We start from the raw sequence: 18,601 nt of genomic DNA, 5'->3' as shown, positions 1-18,601 counted from the left end.
CACATCCGCCCCCTATTCTGCCGCTGCGAGTTGCATGCCGGACGATCTGTCCAGCAGCGGCGGGCGGAAGCTTTTGAGACGCAGCGCGTTGGTCAAGACAAACACGCTGGAAAGCGCCATGGCTCCGGCAGCAAGAACAGGCGACAGCAGAACACCGTTGGCAGGATACAATATTCCGGCCGCCACGGGAACGAGTGCGGCATTATAGGCAAAGGCCCAGAACAGGTTCTGGCGGATGTTGCGGATCGTCGCCTTGGACAACGCAATGGCATTCGCGACACCGCGCAAATCGCCAGACATCAACACCACATCGGCGCTTTCTATGGCGACATCCGTACCCGTGCCGATTGCGAGACCGACATCGGCCGCCGCAAGGGCCGGCGCATCGTTGATGCCATCACCGACGAAGGCCACCCGCCGGCCATCGGCCGCAAGTCTTTTAACGGCCTCGACCTTGCCGTCAGGCAGTACTTCCGCCACCACTTCGTCGATACCAAGACGGCGGGCAATGGCTTCGGCCGTGCGGCGGTTATCGCCTGTTATCATCGTGACCTTGAGACCAAGCGCATGCAGCGCTGCTATCGCCTCCGGGGTCGTCGGCTTGATCGGATCGGCAACCGCGATAATGGCGGCCAGCCGGCCATCGACAGCGGCATAAAGCGGCGACTGCCCTTCTCTGCCCAGCCGGTCGGCATCGTCGGCGAACTTCGCAATGTCGTAACCGAGCTTCACCATGAAGCGGTCGGCGCCCGCCTCGACCTTGCGGCCGTCAACCGTTGCCGCAACGCCGAAACCGGGGGTCGCCTCAAAGCCGGCCGCGTCGGCAAGCGTCAGGCCACCATGTTTTGCCGCCTCGACGATCGCTTCGGCTATGGGATGTTCGGAACGGCTTTCAAGCGAGGCGACAAGGCGCAACACCTCATCCTGATCGAAGCCTTCGGTCGTGGTGAAATGCACCAGTGTCGGCTTGCCGAGCGTCAGCGTGCCGGTCTTGTCGACGGCGATGACATCGGCATCACGCAAAGTCTGGAGAGCATCGCCGCGCCGGAACAGCACGCCCATTTCGGCTGCACGGCCGGTTCCGACCATGATCGAGGTCGGGGTGGCAAGGCCCATGGCGCAGGGGCAAGCGATGATGAGGACAGCGACGGCGTTAACCAGCGCAAAGGTCAAGGCCGGGTCCGGTCCGAGAATGAACCAGACGATGAAGGTGACGAGTGCAGCGAGCATGACTGCAGGCACGAACCAGTTGGTCACCTTGTCCACCAGCGCCTGTATCGGCAGTTTGTCGGCCTGCGCTTCCTCGACCATGCGGATGATCTGCGCGATCAGCGTGTCGGCACCGACCTTCGTGGCGCGGAACGTGAAGGAGCCGTTTCTGTTGACCGTACCGCCCACGACTTCGGACCCAGCCGTCTTGGTCACCGGCACCGGTTCGCCTGTGATCATCGATTCGTCGACATAGGAAGAACCATCAAGCACCAGACCATCGACTGGCACTTTCTCGCCGGGACGGACGACGATGACATCGCCAGTCGCAACATCCTGAAGTGGCACATCGATGGTTTCACCATTGCGCATCACACGGGCCGACTTGGCCTGCAGGCCGACGAGCCGCTTTATCGCCTCGCTGGTGCGGCCCTTGGCGCGCGCCTCGAGGAAACGGCCGAGCAGGATAAGCGTGACGATCACCGCTGCGGCCTCATAATAGACATTGGCCGTGCCTCTCGGCAGGATCTCGGGCACGAAAGTGGCGACGACCGAGAACCCCCAGGCGGCGGAAGTGCCCAGCACCACCAGCGAATTCATATCCGGCGCCAGCCGCAGAAGTGCGGGGATGCCTTTTTTGAAGAACCGCAGGCCCGGCCCGAAGAGGACAAGCGTGGTCAGCGCGAATTGCAGATACCAGCTTTCCCGCATGCCGACGGTTTCCATCACGAAATCATGGATGGCGGGCACCAGATGCGAGCCCATCTCCAGAATGAAGACCGGCAGCGTCAGGGCAACAGCGGTGGCCAGGCTGATTTTCAAACCGCGCAATTCGGCTTCGCGCCGGTCCGGCTCGTCACCCTTGGCCTTGTCGGCGACGATCTCGTTTGCCTTGTAACCGGCTTGGCTGATTGCTTCGGCCAGCCTGGCGGCAGAGACGGCATTGCCGGCGACACGCACGGTGGCGCGCTCCGTTGCGAGATTGACACTCGCGTCGGAGACACCGGAAACGGCCTTCAGCGCCTTTTCGACACGGCCGACGCAGGACGCGCAAGTCATGCCTTCGATATCGAGTTCGATGGTTTTCTCGTCGACGCTATAGCCTGCATTTCGCACGGCATCGACAACGGCCGAAACGTTGGGCGCTCCTGAAAAAGCAATATCGGCGCGCTCCGTCGCAAGATTGACCGAAGCCTTGACGACCCCCGGCACCTTGGCAATAGCCTTCTCGACACGACCGACGCAGGAGGCACATGTCATTCCCTCGATGGCTATCGAATGGTTCGCCTGTATCTGGATTTGTGACATGCGCATGACCTCTTTTTCTCTTTACAAAAAAAAGATAGGGCTTCCCATCGTGGCAAGGTCAATAGGCTCTTTTGGATGATTTTCACGGAGAAATGCCGCGAGCGTGAACAAGCCCATTTTTTAGGCTGACTCATGCATCATGATGCAATCGATTGCCCGGATATCGACTATCCCGGCGCAGAATCCATCCTGAATGCCCGCATGTCGCAGGAAAACGGCAGAGAAATCTTTTAATTGGAGATGGAAATGGTGCGGACGGCGGGACTTGAACCCGCAAGACCAATGGTCGGCAGATTTTAAGTCTGCTGCGTCTACCGATTTCGCCACGTCCGCATTGTCGCGCCGCGTGCCAACAGGCCCCGGCGCTACAAAATTGCCTTGTCATTCCTCAGGCGCAGGATCGAACGAGACCCTGACCCCAAGCACCGACAGCGCCACATCTACACAGGCCGCACCGTTTCGGTCAACCGGGCCTTAGCCACACCAGGACTGATTTTTTGCCGAGACCGGATGAGCCAGGCCTTCCCGCACGAGTTGATCGGCAAAGGATACGCCCGAACGTGAAATCCGTTTGCGTTCCATGGCTTGCCCGCCGGCTGTTGCCGACGACGCCACATCGAATGCGCCGGCATTCAACATATCCCGCAACCGCACCTTGGCAATGAAACCGCGCTGACGCTCTTCCATGCATCGCGCCCGGTCGATCTGCGGGACCTCGATGCCGGCGAGCTGCATTTTCACGCCCTTCATCCAGAAGGTATTGCCATCGGCCACGCAATTGGTGAGACCTGAGCGACCACAAAAGGCGAAGGCGCCGCTTTTTTCTCCCAGCGAGACTTTTTCGACCGAAGGGCGTGTTTCCGGCAGGATAGCGGCAACCTGGCTCTGCTGTGCCGCAGGCGGCATGGCAATCGAGCGCGGCGGCACCGGACCATTGATCGGTGAAACCGGCAATGCGGGGCGGATGGCCGCCACCTTCTCCGGTGCGGCCGTCTCGCGTTTGGCGGCTACGGCGATCTTGGGGGAATTTGTCGTGGTGGATGTTGCCTTCGCGACATGCCGCTGCGGCATAAGACTGTCGCGATGTTCGTAAGCCTGAATGCCGCCGGCCACGACGCCCAGCATCAGCACCCAGGGCCAAACGCTGCCGCCGGCCGATTTCTTCGCCGTACGGCGTCGCGTTGTCGGTTTTCGATTGCTCACGATCAGACTCCTTTTTACGGAGCCGCATTATCGGTCAAGAGAGTTTCTGAAAGGTTGGCATTCCAGAGCGCCTTCGCTTTTCCTGAAAATGCTCGAATAGAGTTGTGGATAAACGATCAGCGAACCTGATCAAGCAGCCGCTTGCATTCGAGAAGATCGAACAGCGCCTCCTGCAACAGCGCTTGGTCATCCTTGCCGATGCCAGATTTGCCAACCGATATCTCGGTATCGCTGTTACCGCCACCGAAGCCGAAAAATCGGCCGCTCGGCTTGGCTTTCGGGCGGCCGACGACCTCGTCTCCGTCTGGATCCAGCACGCGCGGTTCGGCAACTTCCTTTTCGCCGCTCGCTGCCATGATGGCTTCCATGGTAGCAAGATCGCCTGACGCGATTGCCGCCACGAAACGGTTTCCGTTGGTTTTCAGAAGTTTCTGCACGCCTTTGATGGTGTAGCCGTGGTCATAAAGAAGATGACGAATGCCCTTGAGGAGATCGATATCATCAGGGCGGTAATAACGGCGGCCCCCACCCCGTTTCATCGGCTTGATCTGCGGAAAGCGCGTTTCCCAGAAACGCAGCACGTGCTGCGGCAGGTTCAGCTCATCCGCCACTTCACTGATCGTCCGAAACGCGTCGGGGCTTTTGTCCAAACTTCCACTCCCATCCGGACCTTGAGCGCCATGCACCCAGCCGGACACTGAACAAGAACGCTTTTCACCAGCCGATACCGTGCATCATGTATTGCGAAAAATCGAACCCGATCCTCGCACCGATGCCCGTGGCGGCAAGATACCATTTATCTAAAATTGATTATGATGTGAGTCGACCAGATTTCAACGGCTTGCACGTCGAAATTCAAGCATGTTCACAAGAAGAATGGGGATAAAGGCTTGCCATGCGGCAAAAAACCCGCGTTACAGCCGGCTTACGCCCCGGCTTTCTGACCCTTTTGCTTGGTCTTGCGAGCCGTATGCGCCTTCAGGATTCGCTGTTTCAGCACGTTTGACGCCTTGAAGGTCATGACGCGGCGTGGCGAAATCGGAACTTCCTCACCCGTTTTCGGGTTGCGGCCGATACGCTCGTTCTTTTCCCTGATCTGAAATGTCGCGAAGGACGAGAGCTTGACGACCTCGCCGCGCGTGATCGCATTACAAATCTCGTCGATGATCGTTTCGACCAGTTCGGCGGATTCGGTGCGGGACAGCCCGACTTTACGAAACACAGATTCTGCAAGATCTGCGCGTGTCACTGTCTTCCCGGCCATTTTTCCCCACAAACCGTGTCTGAATTTTTCTCTAGGAGCCGCCGAGATTATTTCCCTTGTGGCGACCGGTCAAGGGATTGTTCCAGATTCATTTGAGGCTTTCGGCAATCAGTGCAATGGCTTAGAGCGACTGACGCGGTTTTGCCGCACGCGGGGGTCGCTTCAGCGCGTTTGAACGGGGTACTGCCGCAAAAATCACAACCGATTTTGTGCCAGCGCCCCGGTAAACGCTAAAATTTGCCGTTACCAGCGCAGCAGCACTGCGCCCCAGGTGAAACCGCCGCCCATGGCTTCCAGCATGACCAGATCGCCTTTCTTGATGCGTCCGTCACTGGCCGCAACGGCAAGCGCCAGCGGAATGGATGCGGCCGAGGTATTGCCGTGCTTATCGACGGTGATGACGACTTTTTCCGGATCGATATTGAGCTTTTTTGCCGATCCGTCGATGATGCGCTTGTTGGCCTGATGCGGAACGAGCCAGTCGAGATCATCAGCCGTCGTGCCTGTCGCCTCGAAAGCCTGTTCGATGACGTCGGTGATCATTCCGACAGCGTGCTTGAACACTTCCCGGCCTTCCATGCGCAGATGGCCGACCGTGCCGGTCGTGGAAGGTCCACCATCGACGTAAAGCTTATCCTTGTGCGAACCGTCGGAGCGCAGCTGCGAGGTGAGGATGCCACGATCGCTGGAAGTACCCTCGCCTTCGCATGCCTCGATTACGAGCGCGCCTGCACCATCACCGAACAGAACACAGGTGGTGCGGTCCTTCCAGTCGAGAATGCGCGAGAATGTTTCGGCGCCGATCACCAGCACGCGCTTGGCCATGCCGCCGCGAATGTAAAGATCGGCGGTGGCCACGGCATAGACGAAGCCGGAGCAGACGGCCTGCATGTCGAAGGCGAAACCGTGGGTCATGCCGAGACGGTTCTGGATGTTTACCGCCGTTGCCGGAAATGTATTGTCCGGTGTCGAGGTTGCCAGAATGATGAGGTCGATGTCATCGGGCGTCAGGCCGGCATTGTCGAGCGCCGCACGCGCCGCAGCCTCGCCGAGCGAAGCGGTGGTCTCGCCTTCTCCCGCTATGTAGCGCTGACGAATGCCCGTGCGCTGCACGATCCATTCATCGGAAGTCTCTACGACCCCTTCGATTTCACTATTGGTCATGACACGCTTCGGAAGCGCTGCCCCGAAACCACGTACGATAGAGCGGATCATTCCCTTATTCCTCGTCAGCCACGAGAGCTTCGGGCGCCGGGGGCGGAAGCCGTCTTGCGTGGTAAATCTTCAGATCGTTTTCAATTTTTGCCGTAAGACCGTTATGGACCATGTCGTAGCCGACATCGACCGCGGAGGCAAAACCGATGGCATCCGTGCCGCCATGGCTTTTGATGACAATGCCGTTCAGGCCGAGAAACACGCCGCCATTGACCTTGCGCGGGTCCATTTTTTCTCGCAGCACATCGAAAGCGCTTTTCGCGAGAATATAACCGATCTTGGCAAAGAAGCTGCGGGAGATCGCCTCACGCAGAAGCGTGGTGATCTGGCGCGCCGTGCCTTCGGCGGCTTTGAGCGCAATGTTGCCGGTGAAACCTTCGGTCACCACCACATCCACCGTGCCCTTGCCAATGTCGTCACCCTCGACGAAACCGCGGTAATCGATGGTGCCTAAATCGGCCTCGCGGATCAGCCGTCCGGCTTCACGGACCTCTTCCTGACCCTTCACCTCCTCGACACCGACATTCAGCAAACCGACGGTCGGACGGTCGATATCGAAAAGCGCACGCGCCATGGCGCCGCCCATCAGGGCAAAATCGAGCAATTGCTGGGAATCGGCGCCAATCGTGGCGCCAACATCGAGCACGATGCTTTCGCCTTTCAGCGTCGGCCATATGCCGGCGATGGCCGGGCGTTCCACCCGCGCCATGGTGCGCAAACAGAATTTGGCCATGGCCATCAGCGCGCCGGTATTGCCGGCGGATACGACGACGTCCGCTTCACCTAGCTTCACGGCCTCGATGGCGCGCCACATGCTGGAGACATAGCGGCCACGACGAAGCGCCTGACTTGGCTTTTCGTCCATGGCGACCGAAATTTCACAATCGTGAAAGACCGATTTTTCCCGAAGTGCGGGATATTGTGCCAGAATGGGGTCGCACTTGCTTTTCTGCCCGTAGAGCAGAAAAGTCACATCGTTGTGCCGTTCAAGCGCCTTGGCGGCACCGGGTATGGCAACATCAGGGCCGAAATCGCCACCCATGACGTCAATCGCTATTCTGATCACTCGTCCCTTATCCTTTTTGCCGCCACTCAAGCGGATTTTGCGCGAAAATACCTGTTCCGGCCTGTGTTACAATAAAATTATTTCAGCCCGGCGGCGCATTCAGTCTTTTTTCCAGTCTTTCAGCACGGCGAAAGGCGACGGACGCTTTTCTTCTTCAGGCTCATTTTCGGTCGTATCGGTAAATTCGATATCCGATTTGCGCGGATAGGGATCGATCGCAAGGGCCGCGAATTCCGCAACAGTCGCGCCAACATCAATGCTGTCGCCGGTGAACTGGTCGGGAATGTCAGGGCCATTGGGGTCGAGTACGATCTCCCCTTCCTCATTGGTGACCATCCGCGCCAGCTTCGACCCTTCCGGCACGAAAATATGCTCGACGCTCTCGTCGATCTTGCTGGAGACCGGCTCCAGCGTCACGACGCAGGCCTGGGTCACGGCCGCATGCACCTCGCCCTTGATCTTCACGCCATCCCTCTTCCAGCGGGTAACCTGCAGTTCCGCCTTCAGATATTCGACGGAAACCACATCCCAGAATTTCGCCAGCGCCTTCAGTTCCTCGGCATTGGCTTCAAGACCAATCCTCACCGGATTGGCGGAAATATGGCCTACCTTTACGGGGTAGGAAAAAGGCAGATCGTCATTTGCGGCGTGTCGCGCGTTCATCGTAAACCTCATAGTCCAGGCAAAGGCAGCTTCAGGCTTCCGGTTGCTATCGTTTCTTCGGAGCCTGCGGAAAGGTTGGAAGACGCCTCCATCATCCAGCCCGCAAGCCCGTCCAGTTCCGGTGCCTTCTCATCTGTCTGGGGGTATATATTGCGCCGGAGCGCTGCGGCAAGGGCAACGGGGTCGGATGCATCCAGCGCCGCCGCATAGGATTCGAGCCGCCCGTAGAACATGCCGGCAAATTTCTTCATGCGCTTCGGCACGCCCTGGTCGCCAATGCCGAGCTCACGGATGGAATGGTCGATATCCTGAAAAAAGGCGTCGACGATCTCCTGCGCGATTTCCTGCCCGCTCACACCGGAGGATTTGGTGCGGCGGAAATAGAGAATCATGACGATCGACAGCATCTCGAAGCGGCCCATCACCGTGTCTGGAACGCCGAGATCAAGATAAAAAGCGGGCGTGCGGGCCGCAGCCGTCAAGATCGCATATTGCCGGTCTACTATGGCGCGGTTGTTGTTTTTCTGTCTGAACAGCCCGAATATCATCGTTTTTTTCCGAACGGGGCTGGTGAATTCGCTCACCCGCCTATCGCACTTGTTGCATGATCGCCAAAGCTGGTTTACCGAAGCATCCACGAATTGCAATGCTGTCGCGGTCACGTTCGTCTTTCGGCTGAAACAGTCTAAGAGACCGGAAGAGTTTCCAAAGGCCGTGAAAGCGTTGAATTTGGGGGGTGATCGGGATTTTCCGTCCCCGGATTGACACAATCATGTGCACAGACACTGTGCACCACGCAATGCCGGAAGGTGCCATTCATGATCGCAGTCGGGGAAAAGCAGTTGAGCAAGCAGAAATCCGCAAGTCACGGCAAAATTCTGGGCAAGACCGCCATCGCAATCGTCGTCGCGTCCACCCTGCTCTCCGCCTGCACCAGCACCACCGATGTGTTCCACAACGGCTACGTCATGGACGAGCAGTCGCTTCAGCTGATCCCGGAAGGTTCCAGCCGCGAGCAGGTTCTGCTTACCATGGGCACGCCCTCCACCACGGCGACGTTCGGCAACGAGGTTTTCTATTACATCTCGCAGAAGCGTGTGCGCCGCGCCGCTTTCATGAAGCCGACGTTGGTCGAACAGAACATTCTCGCGATCTATTTCAACAAGGACGGCGTAATCGAGCGTAAGGCCAATTACGCGCTGCAGGACGGCAAGGTCTTCGACACGATTTCGCGTACCACCCCGACAGGCGGCAAGGATCTCACCTTCCTGCAGCAGCTGCTGTCCGGCGGCACCTCGGGCGCCAACATCGCCAAGAGCATTCTTGGCCAGGGCGGCAACACCCCCTGATCGTTGAAGAACGGCAAAATCAAAGGCCCGGGGATCGCTCCCCGGGCCTTTTTCTTTGTCGATGCTGCAAGTCCTTAGTGGGCGAGAACCGCCAATAGCAGCAGCGCCACGATATTGGTGATCTTGATAGCCGGGTTGACGGCCGGACCGGCGGTATCCTTGTAGGGATCGCCCACCGTATCGCCCGTAACCGACGCCTTGTGGGCGTCCGAACCCTTGACGTGGCGCACGCCGTCCTTGTCGATGAAGCCATCCTCGAAGCTTTTCTTGGCGTTATCCCACGCACCACCACCGGAGGTCATGGAAATCGCCACGAACAGGCCGTTGATAATGACGCCAAGCAGCGATGCACCGAGTGCGGCAAAGGCAGAGGCCTTGGAACCTGAGATAAGCAGCACGCCGAAATAAACGACGAGTGGCGCCAGAACCGGCAGCAGCGACGGAATGATCATCTCCTTGATCGCCGCCTTGGTCAAAAGATCGACCGCCTTGCCGTAGTCCGGTTTTTCCGTTCCTGCCATGATGCCAGGCTTTTCGCGGAACTGGCGGCGAACTTCCTCAACGATCGAGCTTGCCGCCTTGCCCACCGCCGTCATGGCGATGCCGCCAAAGAGATACGGAATGAGGCCGCCGAACAGCAGACCGGCAACGACGTAAGGATTGGCAAGGCTGAAGGATATTTCGCCGATATCTTTGAAGTAAGGATAGGTATCGCCATTGGCAGCGAAATAGGACAGGTCGTTGGAATAGGCGGCAAACAGCACCAGCGCGCCGAGACCGGCAGAACCGATGGCATAGCCCTTCGTGACGGCCTTGGTGGTGTTGCCGACGGCATCCAGCGCGTCGGTCGCCTTACGTACATCCGGGTCGAGACCGGCCATTTCGGCAATGCCGCCGGCATTGTCAGTCACCGGACCGAAGGCATCGAGCGCCACGATCATGCCCGCCAGACCAAGCATGGCGGTGACCGCGATGCCCGTGCCGAACAGGCCACCGAGCTGGTAGGTGCCGATGATGCCGCCAACGATGACAAGCGCCGGCAGTGCCGTCGATTCCAGCGAGACTGCAAGACCCTGGATGACGTTGGTGCCGTGGCCCGTGACCGATGCCTGCGCGATGGAATTGACCGGGCGTTTGTTGGTGCCGGTATAATATTCGGTGATGACGACGATCAGCGCCGTCACCACAAGGCCGACCAGCCCGCACAGGAAGAGGTTTGTGCCGGTAATCTCCATTCCGGCCACCGTGCCGATGGTACCCCAGCCCACGGTCGCGTAAGTTGCCACGGCAAGACCCGCAATCGAGAAGACGCCGGTGGCAATCAGCCCTTTATAGAGAGCGCCCATGATGGAGTTGTTGGTGCCGAGCTTGACGAAGAAGGTGCCGGCAATCGAGGTCAGGATGCAGGCGCCGCAAATGGCCAGCGGATAGACCATCGCGCTTTCCAGTATCGGCGTTCCGGCAAAGAAGATCGCCGCAAGCACCATGGTTGCCACCACCGAGACGGCATAGGTCTCGAAAAGGTCGGCCGCCATGCCGGCGCAATCGCCGACATTGTCGCCGACATTATCTGCGATTGTTGCCGGGTTGCGGGGGTCGTCCTCGGGAATGCCTGCTTCGACCTTGCCGACGAGATCGCCGCCGACATCTGCACCCTTGGTGAAGATGCCACCGCCGAGACGGGCGAAGATGGAGATAAGCGAAGCGCCGAAACCGAGCGACACCAGCGCGTCAATCACCTCACGCGATCCGGGCGCATGGCCGAGCACCGAGGTGAGGATGAAATAATAGATGGAAACGCCAAGCAGCGCGAGGCCAGCCACCAGCATGCCGGTGATGGCGCCTGATTTGAACGCGATGTCGAGACCGGCGGCAAGGCTGTGGGATGCGGCTTGTGCGGTGCGCAGATTGGCACGGACGGAGACATGCATGCCGATGAAACCGGCAGCACCCGAAAGCACGGCGCCGATGATGAACCCGATGGCCGCGAGAGCCGACAGCAGATACCAGGCGAGAACGGCGACGATCAATCCGACGATGGCGATGGTGAGATATTGACGGGTGAGATAAGCCTGCGCACCTTCACGGATAAAACCTGCTATTTCACGCATACGCTCGTTGCCCTGATCGGCAGCGAGAACGCTCCTGGTCGTCCATGCCGCGTAAACCACGGACAGGACCCCACATAAAATCACTATGGGTATTACGGTCATGCGCACTTACCTCCCAAAAGGCCGGGTCTCACTCCCTCCCCGGCGTGGCGAACCATGTGCAAGGACAGGGGCGATCAAATGCGCGGCCTGTCCTGTCGTGGCCATTCTTCCCCTCCCAAGGAAAAATGACCTGCGCGGCAAGATTGCGTTGGCGAAAGGCGTGGCGTCAAGCCCACAAATTTGCCTGAAACATGAAAGGGGTAGAGATCGAAGGCGATCTTACGCGGCGTTTCTGCGTGGGGTCAGCAACAGCGACGCCACCAGCACGAGGCATAGGCCCGCAACCGGCCAGATAACGAGGTTCATGACCGACCAGCCCCAGGCCGTAAACACCTTGCCGGAAGAGAAGGACGACAGCGCTACCGTGCCGAACAGCACGATATCGTGAAAGCCCTGTACCTTGTCTGCCTCATGCGGGCGGTAGCTGGAGGTGATGATGGCGGTAGCGCCGATGAAGCCGAAGTTCCAACCGAGACCGAGGAGAATAAGCGCCGCCCAGAAATTCCACAATTCGACGCCCATATGGGCGACGATGGCGCAGGCGATCAGCACGACGAGACCGGCTGCAACGATTTTTTCCGCACCGAATCGCGCAATCAACATACCGGTGAAGAAACTTGGGCCGAACATGGCGAGAACGTGCCACTGGATGCCGAGCGTCGCAAGTTCGGTGGGAAACCCGCAGCCGACCACCATGGCGAGCGGCGCGCCGGTCATCATGAAGGTCATCAACGCATAGGAACCGATGCCGCAGACCATGCCGGTGACAAACCGGTGCGTGCGCACGATTTCCGACAAAGGCCGTGCCGCCTGCGCGTGGATAGAGGCGGCCTTCGGGTCCGGCAATTTCAGGAATGCCAGAATGGCAATCGCGATGATGCCGAGCGGCACCAGCGCGATGAAAGCACCGGCGAAGGTGACCGGTGCGAAGACATCCTTGCCGAAAATGGCAAGCTGCGGCCCGATGATCGCCGAGACGATGCCACCCGCCAATATCCAGGAAATGGCTTTCGGCTTGTAGAAAGAGGGGGATGCGTCGGCAGCAGCGAAGCGGATTTTCTGCGTGAAGCCGCCGGAAATGCCAATAAGCAGCAGGCCGATCGCAAACAGCCAGAAGTCGGAGCGGAAGAGTGCCACGGCAGCAATGCCGCCGCCGATGGAGCACATCAGCGCGCCGACCATGAAACCCGCCTTGCGGCCGAGAAAACGCGATGCTGCGGCAACGCAGATGGCGCCCAGCGCCACGCCGATGTTGAAACCGGTAAGCGGCGCCGTTGCCAGCGACTTGTCAGCCCCGAGCAACTGGTAACCGGCAAGCGCGCCAACCGAGAAGCTCATAGGTGCTGCCGAGCCCATGATCGCCTGTGCGGCGGTCAGGAGGAAGACGTTGCGCTTCGCCTCGTCCAGTTGAACTTCAAGTCCGGGGACGGAAACGGCGCTCATATCTTCCTCACCTAACGTATTTTAGCGTTTTGCCTCGCCGCGTACCTGCTTGGCAATGCGGTCCAGAACCGCGTTCACCAGCTTCGGCTCGTCATGCTCGAAGAAAGCACGGGCGATTTCGACATATTCCGTGACGATGACGGCGACCGGAACGTCCTTGCGCTCCAGAATCTCGAAAGCGCCGGCACGCAGGATAGCGCGAACGGTGGCATCAAGACGCGACAGCGGCCAGTCTTCCAGAAGTGCGGAGCGCACCAGTGGGTCGATCTTCGTCTGATCGCGGACGACGCCGGACACGATGGAACGGAACCAGGAAGGATCGGCCTTCAGATAGGTATCGCCATCGACTTCCTGACCGAGACGATGTGCCTCGTATTCCGCCACGACTTCCATCACGCCGGTGCCGCCGACATCCATCTGATAAAGTGCCTGCACGGCCGCGAGGCGCGCAGCGCCACGCTGGTTGGCGGGCTTTACCGAAGGCTGGCGCGGTTCGCCGCCATTTTCAACATCCGACATGCGTTCAGCCACCCAGTTTTTTCTTGAGCTCGATCATCGTCAGCGCCGCGCGGGCCGCAAAACCGCCCTTATCCTTGTCAGAACGGCGAACACGTGCCCATGCCTGATCGTCGTTTTCGACGGTGAGGATGCCGTTGCCGATGGCCAGCGATTCGCTGACGGCGAGATCCATCAGGGCGCGGGAGGATTCGTTGGAAACAATGTCGAAGTGGTAGGTCTCGCCACGAATGACCATGCCGAGCGCTACGAAACCATCATATTCCGTGCCTTCGTTGTCGCCGCCATCCAGCGCCATGGCAATGGCAGCGGGGATTTCGAGCGCGCCGGGAACGGTGATGACGTCATAGGTTGCGCCAGCCTCATCCAGCGCGAACTTCGCGCCTTCGAGAAGAGCGTCTGCCATATCGTCGTAAAAGCGTGCTTCCACGATAAGAAGATGGGGTTTGGACATGGGATTTTCCTGAAAAGGTTCGGGCCGGATCATACCTGCTTTTGCGGCGGTCAAACCACGGCTGGCCGTTTTTGGCAAGTAATTTCATGTGTCACCCGCGCAAGAGGCCCCGTTTACCAGACAATTGCGCAGGTTTTCGCCTTATCCGGCGCGGCTTACGAAAATCAGGTTTTCTGGAAAGCCAGATGCACGCCAAGCCCCATCAGCACCGTTCCCGCAGTGCGACGGGCAAGCACCTGCACCCTGCTGGAGCGCTTGAGCCGCCCGACCATCGCGCCCGCCAGAAGCACGCCAACCAGATCGGCGGAGGAAAAAATGAAATTGACGGCAATACCGAGGATCAGCAATTGCAGCCAGATCGGAAAGGCCGCCGCCGGATCAACGAATTGCGGCAGAAACGCCAGAAAGAACAGCGCCGTCTTCGGATTGAGCACGTCGACGATGATGCTGTCGATGAAGGCACGCCTTGCCGATTTCGGTTCGATGGTCAGATTGACGGCCTCACCTTCAAGCTTGCTGCGCAGCATCGAGAAGCCGAGCCAGATGAGATACAGCGCGCCACACAGCTTCACGGCCAGATAAAGCCACGGCACCGCCTGGAACAGCACCGAAAGCCCCGCCGCAGAGGCGACGATATGGAAATAGCAGCCGACATGGATGCCAAGTACCGCCATCAGCCCGGCAAACCGGCCGCGCGCCATGGTCTGCGCCGCCGCATAAAGCATGGCCGGGCCGGGAATATAGGCAAACAGGGCGGTGGTGATGAAAAAGGCTGTCAGCAGTTCGAAAGACGGCATGTCGTAATCCCCCTACCCCGTTTGGGCCTAAAGAAGTCTTTATAGTGTTTGCGCGTCAATCGAAAGCGGAGTGCGGGACAACAACTGATCTGTCGCGATGGCGGAGGGCTGTAAAGTCTATCCGGCATTCTGGCCTTGAGAGGTAATCCAGTCAACGCGCGTCTGCGCGACGGCAAGAGTCTTTTCAGCCCAAGGATTTGGGCTGGCTGGATACCGGCTCAAGGCCGGGAGTGTATTTCAGCACAATAGATGCCGAACGGTGTTACGCCGAGGGAAACTCCGCAAGCCTTGCGGCATATCGCGCCATGGTGTCGACTTCGAAATTGACGAAATCACCCGGTTGGCGCTCACCCCATGTGGTGACTGTGAGCGTATGGCGGATCAGGAGCACGTCGAAATCGGTTCCGTCGACCGCATTGACGGTCAGAGAAGTGCCATCGAGTGCAATGGAACCCTTGGGCGCCACGAATTTCGCCAGATGGTCGGGCGCGCGCAGGCGGATACGGACCGCCTCACCTTCCGGCTCGACAGACAGAATCTCCGCCTTGCCATCGACATGGCCGGAAACGATATGACCGCCAAGCTCGTCGCCAATCTTCAGAGCGCGCTCCAGATTGACGTGCGTGCCCTTCTGCCAGCCCGCAATCGTCGTCAGGCGCAATGCCTCTTCCCAGGCCTCGACCTCGTACCAGCGCTCGTTGCTGCCATCTTCGGGCAGTTTGGTCACCGTCAGGCAGACGCCGCCATGGGAGATCGATGCGCCCATATCGATGGTCTTGGGATCGTAATTGGTCGCCACCCGCAGACGAATGCCTTCCGCCAGAGCTTCAAGCTCGGACACGGTTCCAACATCGGTGACAATTCCGGTAAACATCAAAGCGGCCTTTCATAATCGAAGCAGCGATCCGGCCCGTAGGCGGTTTCGCTGACCAAAACATAATCGCCCGGAATATCGGCACGGCTGAGCGGCGTTTCAATCCCGCCTTCACCAACCACGACCGGGCTTTCAAACAGCATGATACGGTCCACGAGATCGGCTTCAAGGAACGATTTTGCGGCAAAAGCGCCGCCTTCGACCAGAAGTTCCGACATGCCGCGTTCAGCGAGAATGTGAAGGAGGTTCTCGAGGGTTGGTGCTTCAAGGATTTCGACGCCTGCGTCGATCAGTTGTTGGCGGCGGTCGTGGCTACCCCCCTCTGCCCTGCCGGGCACCTCAAGGGAGGAGACAGATGGGGCACTGTCTTGCCATACATCGACTTTTAGAGACCGGGGGTCAAAATTTGAGCGAGCGGGCGGTTGCTTGCCGATCTCCCCCCTTGAAGGCAAGATACCCGGCAGTGCAGAGGGGGATAACGCCGCGACGATTACCGGCACCTCGCGTGCACTCCCCACCAGCTTAGACGTCAACGGTAGTTCAAACTTGCGATCAAGCACGATTCGGACCGGAGAACGATCTTCGAGACCTGCAATTCGAACGGTCAGTTCCGGATCGTCCGCTATCGCGGTACGGATGCCCACGAGGATGCAATCGCAGCGCGCTCTCAGTTCATGCACGGCGTGCCTGGCCTGCGGACCGGTGATCGCTACCTGCCCCTCCCCTTGTCTGCCGATCATGCCATCGGCAGAAATGGCAAGCTTCAGAATCACATGCGGGCGTTTTTTCAGCTGGCGTGTGAGGTAACCCGCAAGCGCTCTCTTGCCTTGTTCGCGCAGCAGGCCTGTTTCCACGACAATGCCCGCCTCCCGCAGGATGGAGTAACCGCGACCGGAAACACGCTCGTCCGGGTCGTCAACCGCCACAACGACACGGGCGACGCCGTATTCGACCAGCGCATTGGCGCAGGGCGGCGTCTTGCCCCAGTGCGAGCAGGGTTCGAGGGTGACATAGGCTGTTGCGCCGCGCGCTGCTTCTCCGGCGATTTCCAGCGCCTGGCGTTCAGCATGGGGGCGGCCGCCAATGGCGGTCACCGCTTCGGCGATGATTTTTCCGTCCTTTACGAGAACGCAACCGACGGAGGGATTGGTCTGGGTTTGACCCTGATGGCGCAGGGAAACCTCGATTGCCCGGGCCATGAATTTTTCGTCATCGGCGCGGCTCGTCACGTCTATGCTCCGGCGTCTGTATCTCGGGCGATCTTGGCGTTGATTTCGGCAATCACGTTCTCGAAATCCTCGGCATGGCTGAAATCGCGATAGACCGAGGCGTAACGCACGAACGCCACGTCATCGAGGCTCTTCAGCGCTTCAAGCACCTGGAGGCCGATTTCTTCCGAGGGGATTTCCGTCTCGCCGGAACTTTCCAGACGGCGGGCGATGCCGGATACGGCCCGCTCGATCCGGTCCCGGTCAACCGGGCGTTTGCGTAACGCGATCTCGAAGGATCGCACCAGCTTTTCCCGGTCGAAGGGCAGCTTGCGGCCGCTTTTCTTGATGACCATCAGCTCGCGCAGTTGCACGCGCTCATAGGTCGTGAAGCGGCCGCCGCAATCGGGGCAGATGCGCCGCCGGCGGATGGAGGTGTTATCCTCCGCCGGACGCGAGTCCTTGACCTGTGTGTCTTCGGAACCGCAAAATGGGCAGCGCATCTCTTTACGTCCTTACATGTACGGATACATCGGGAAACGGTCAGTCAGGCCGACGACCTTTTCGCGCACCGCAGCTTCAACAGCAGCGTTGCCCTCATCCGAGTTGGCGACCTTCAGACCATCCAGCACCTCGACGATCAGCTTGCCGATTTCGCGGAATTCCGCTTCCTTGAAACCGCGCGTCGTGCCGGCCGGCGTGCCGAGACGCACACCCGAGGTGACGAAAGGCTTTTCCGGATCGAAAGGAATGCCGTTCTTGTTGCAGGTGACGTAGGCGCGACCGAGAGCTGCTTCAGCACGCTTGCCGGTGGCGTTCTTCTTGCGAAGGTCAACCAGCATCAGGTGGTTGTCGGTGCCGCCGGAGACGACATCAAGACCACCTTCGATCAGCGTTTCGGCAAGCGCCTTGGCGTTCTTGACGACCTGTGCGGCGTAATCCTTGAATTCCGGCTGCAAAGCTTCACCGAAGGCAACTGCCTTTGCGGCGATGACGTGCATCAGCGGGCCGCCCTGCAGGCCGGGGAAAACGGCGGAGTTGAACTTCTTGGCCAGATCCTCGTCATTGGTGAGGATCATGCCGCCACGCGGGCCGCGCAACGACTTGTGCGTTGTCGTGGTGGCAACGTGGCAATGCGGGAACGGCGACGGATGCTGGCCACCGGCGACGAGACCAGCGATGTGGGCCATATCGACCATCAGATAGGCGCCGACTTCATCGGCGATCTCGCGGAAGCGCTTCCAGTCCCAGATACGGGAATAGGCGGTGCCGCCGGCAAGGATGAGCTTCGGCCGGGTTTCCTTGGCCTTGCGCTCCACCTCGTCCATGTCGAGCAGGTTGTCGCCTTCGCGCACGCCGTAAGACACGACGTTGAACCACTTGCCGGACATGTTGACCGGCGAACCGTGCGTCAGATGGCCTCCGGAGTTCAGGTCGAGACCCATGAAGGTGTCGCCCGGCTGGAGCAGCGCGAGGAACACGGCCTGGTTCATCTGCGAACCGGAATTTGGCTGGACGTTGGCGAAGTTGACGCCGAACAGCTTCTTGGCGCGCTCGATGGCAAGCTCTTCAGCAATGTCTACGAACTGGCAGCCGCCGTAATAACGCTTGCCCGGATAACCTTCGGCATATTTGTTGGTCATGATCGAACCCTGCGCTTCAAGCACAGCGCGGGAAACGATGTTTTCCGAGGCGATCAGTTCGATCTCGTGGCGCTGGCGACCCAGTTCCTTCTCGATCGCGCCGAAAATATCCGGATCGACTTCGGCAAGCGGACGGGAGAAGAAAGCATCTGTGTTCGACATGGTGAAGGCTCCTG

At 59.3% G+C, this 18,601-nt stretch carries 18 protein-coding genes and 1 tRNA gene; 1 reads left to right on the top strand and 18 read right to left on the bottom strand.

Annotated elements, in window-relative coordinates; all coding sequences use genetic code 11:
• Positions 1-12: 12 nt before the first annotated feature.
• From ACZ5A6_RS04360 to ACZ5A6_RS04320, 9 genes are all read right to left on the bottom strand, one after another.
• Positions 13-2,517 (bottom strand): heavy metal translocating P-type ATPase, encoded by a 2,505-nt coding sequence (locus ACZ5A6_RS04360; RefSeq protein WP_174061625.1) that lies wholly within the window; start codon positions 2,515-2,517, stop codon positions 13-15.
• Between the two features lie 247 nt (positions 2,518-2,764).
• Positions 2,765-2,850, bottom strand: a tRNA-Leu gene (locus ACZ5A6_RS04355).
• A gap of 141 nt (positions 2,851-2,991) precedes the next feature.
• Positions 2,992-3,720 (bottom strand): nuclease, encoded by a 729-nt coding sequence (locus ACZ5A6_RS04350; RefSeq protein ID WP_174061472.1) that lies wholly within the window; start codon positions 3,718-3,720, stop codon positions 2,992-2,994.
• A 116-nt stretch (positions 3,721-3,836) separates the two neighbouring features.
• Positions 3,837-4,370, bottom strand: a complete 534-nt coding sequence (locus ACZ5A6_RS04345; RefSeq protein WP_003512531.1) for a MerR family transcriptional regulator — start codon at positions 4,368-4,370, stop codon at positions 3,837-3,839.
• Between the two features lie 275 nt (positions 4,371-4,645).
• Complete coding sequence (locus ACZ5A6_RS04340) at positions 4,646-4,984, bottom strand: integration host factor subunit alpha (protein ID WP_003512530.1); 339 nt, start codon at positions 4,982-4,984, stop codon at positions 4,646-4,648.
• Positions 4,985-5,227: 243 nt separating this feature from the next.
• A complete protein-coding gene (locus tag ACZ5A6_RS04335; protein WP_174061473.1) occupies positions 5,228-6,199 on the bottom strand; it encodes a beta-ketoacyl-ACP synthase III in 972 nt (323 codons plus the stop codon).
• 4 nt (positions 6,200-6,203) lie between these two features.
• Positions 6,204-7,265 (bottom strand): phosphate acyltransferase PlsX, encoded by a 1,062-nt coding sequence (gene plsX, locus ACZ5A6_RS04330; RefSeq protein ID WP_003512528.1) that lies wholly within the window; start codon positions 7,263-7,265, stop codon positions 6,204-6,206.
• Positions 7,266-7,364: 99 nt separating this feature from the next.
• A complete protein-coding gene (locus ACZ5A6_RS04325; protein ID WP_025593091.1) occupies positions 7,365-7,928 on the bottom strand; it encodes a YceD family protein in 564 nt (187 codons plus the stop codon).
• Between the two features lie 8 nt (positions 7,929-7,936).
• A complete protein-coding gene (locus tag ACZ5A6_RS04320) occupies positions 7,937-8,476 on the bottom strand; it encodes a ubiquinol-cytochrome C chaperone family protein (protein ID WP_112154955.1) in 540 nt (179 codons plus the stop codon).
• Between the two features lie 270 nt (positions 8,477-8,746).
• Between ACZ5A6_RS04320 and ACZ5A6_RS04315 the strand changes: the two genes are divergently transcribed.
• Positions 8,747-9,277 carry an outer membrane protein assembly factor BamE gene (locus ACZ5A6_RS04315; protein ID WP_003512524.1) on the top strand — a complete coding sequence of 177 codons (531 nt, stop codon included), beginning with the start codon at positions 8,747-8,749 and terminating at the stop codon, positions 9,275-9,277.
• Between the two features lie 74 nt (positions 9,278-9,351).
• Here ACZ5A6_RS04315 and ACZ5A6_RS04310 read toward each other — a convergent pair whose 3' ends face one another.
• From ACZ5A6_RS04310 to glyA, 9 genes are all read right to left on the bottom strand, one after another.
• The gene (locus ACZ5A6_RS04310; protein WP_013635889.1) at positions 9,352-11,490 is read right to left on the bottom strand and encodes a sodium-translocating pyrophosphatase; all 2,139 of its coding nucleotides are present in this window, start codon (positions 11,488-11,490) and stop codon (positions 9,352-9,354) included.
• Between the two features lie 219 nt (positions 11,491-11,709).
• Positions 11,710-12,933 (bottom strand): MFS transporter, encoded by a 1,224-nt coding sequence (locus tag ACZ5A6_RS04305; RefSeq protein ID WP_174061474.1) that lies wholly within the window; start codon positions 12,931-12,933, stop codon positions 11,710-11,712.
• 21 nt (positions 12,934-12,954) lie between these two features.
• Positions 12,955-13,452, bottom strand: coding sequence for a transcription antitermination factor NusB (gene nusB, locus ACZ5A6_RS04300; RefSeq protein ID WP_013635887.1), 498 nt, complete (start codon positions 13,450-13,452; stop codon positions 12,955-12,957).
• Between the two features lie 4 nt (positions 13,453-13,456).
• Positions 13,457-13,903, bottom strand: a complete 447-nt coding sequence (gene ribH, locus ACZ5A6_RS04295) for a 6,7-dimethyl-8-ribityllumazine synthase (protein WP_025593086.1) — start codon at positions 13,901-13,903, stop codon at positions 13,457-13,459.
• Between the two features lie 164 nt (positions 13,904-14,067).
• On the bottom strand, positions 14,068-14,700 hold the full coding sequence (locus ACZ5A6_RS04290) for a LysE family translocator (RefSeq protein ID WP_065658050.1): 633 nt from the start codon (positions 14,698-14,700) through the stop codon (positions 14,068-14,070).
• A 262-nt stretch (positions 14,701-14,962) separates the two neighbouring features.
• Positions 14,963-15,574 carry a riboflavin synthase gene (locus tag ACZ5A6_RS04285; protein ID WP_003512512.1) on the bottom strand — a complete coding sequence of 204 codons (612 nt, stop codon included), beginning with the start codon at positions 15,572-15,574 and terminating at the stop codon, positions 14,963-14,965.
• Positions 15,574-16,803 (bottom strand): bifunctional diaminohydroxyphosphoribosylaminopyrimidine deaminase/5-amino-6-(5-phosphoribosylamino)uracil reductase RibD, encoded by a 1,230-nt coding sequence (gene ribD, locus ACZ5A6_RS04280; RefSeq protein WP_003512510.1) that lies wholly within the window; start codon positions 16,801-16,803, stop codon positions 15,574-15,576. Before ribD ends, ACZ5A6_RS04285 begins: the two co-directional genes overlap by 1 nt.
• 2 nt (positions 16,804-16,805) lie before the next feature.
• Positions 16,806-17,285, bottom strand: a complete 480-nt coding sequence (nrdR, locus tag ACZ5A6_RS04275) for a transcriptional regulator NrdR (RefSeq protein WP_003512508.1) — start codon at positions 17,283-17,285, stop codon at positions 16,806-16,808.
• Positions 17,286-17,297: 12 nt separating this feature from the next.
• A complete protein-coding gene (glyA, locus tag ACZ5A6_RS04270) occupies positions 17,298-18,587 on the bottom strand; it encodes a serine hydroxymethyltransferase (RefSeq protein ID WP_003512506.1) in 1,290 nt (429 codons plus the stop codon).
• Positions 18,588-18,601 lie beyond the last annotated feature (14 nt).

Source organism: Agrobacterium sp. 6Ca8, from assembly GCF_055382765.1.
This window is presented reverse-complemented; position numbering and strand designations above follow the sequence as displayed.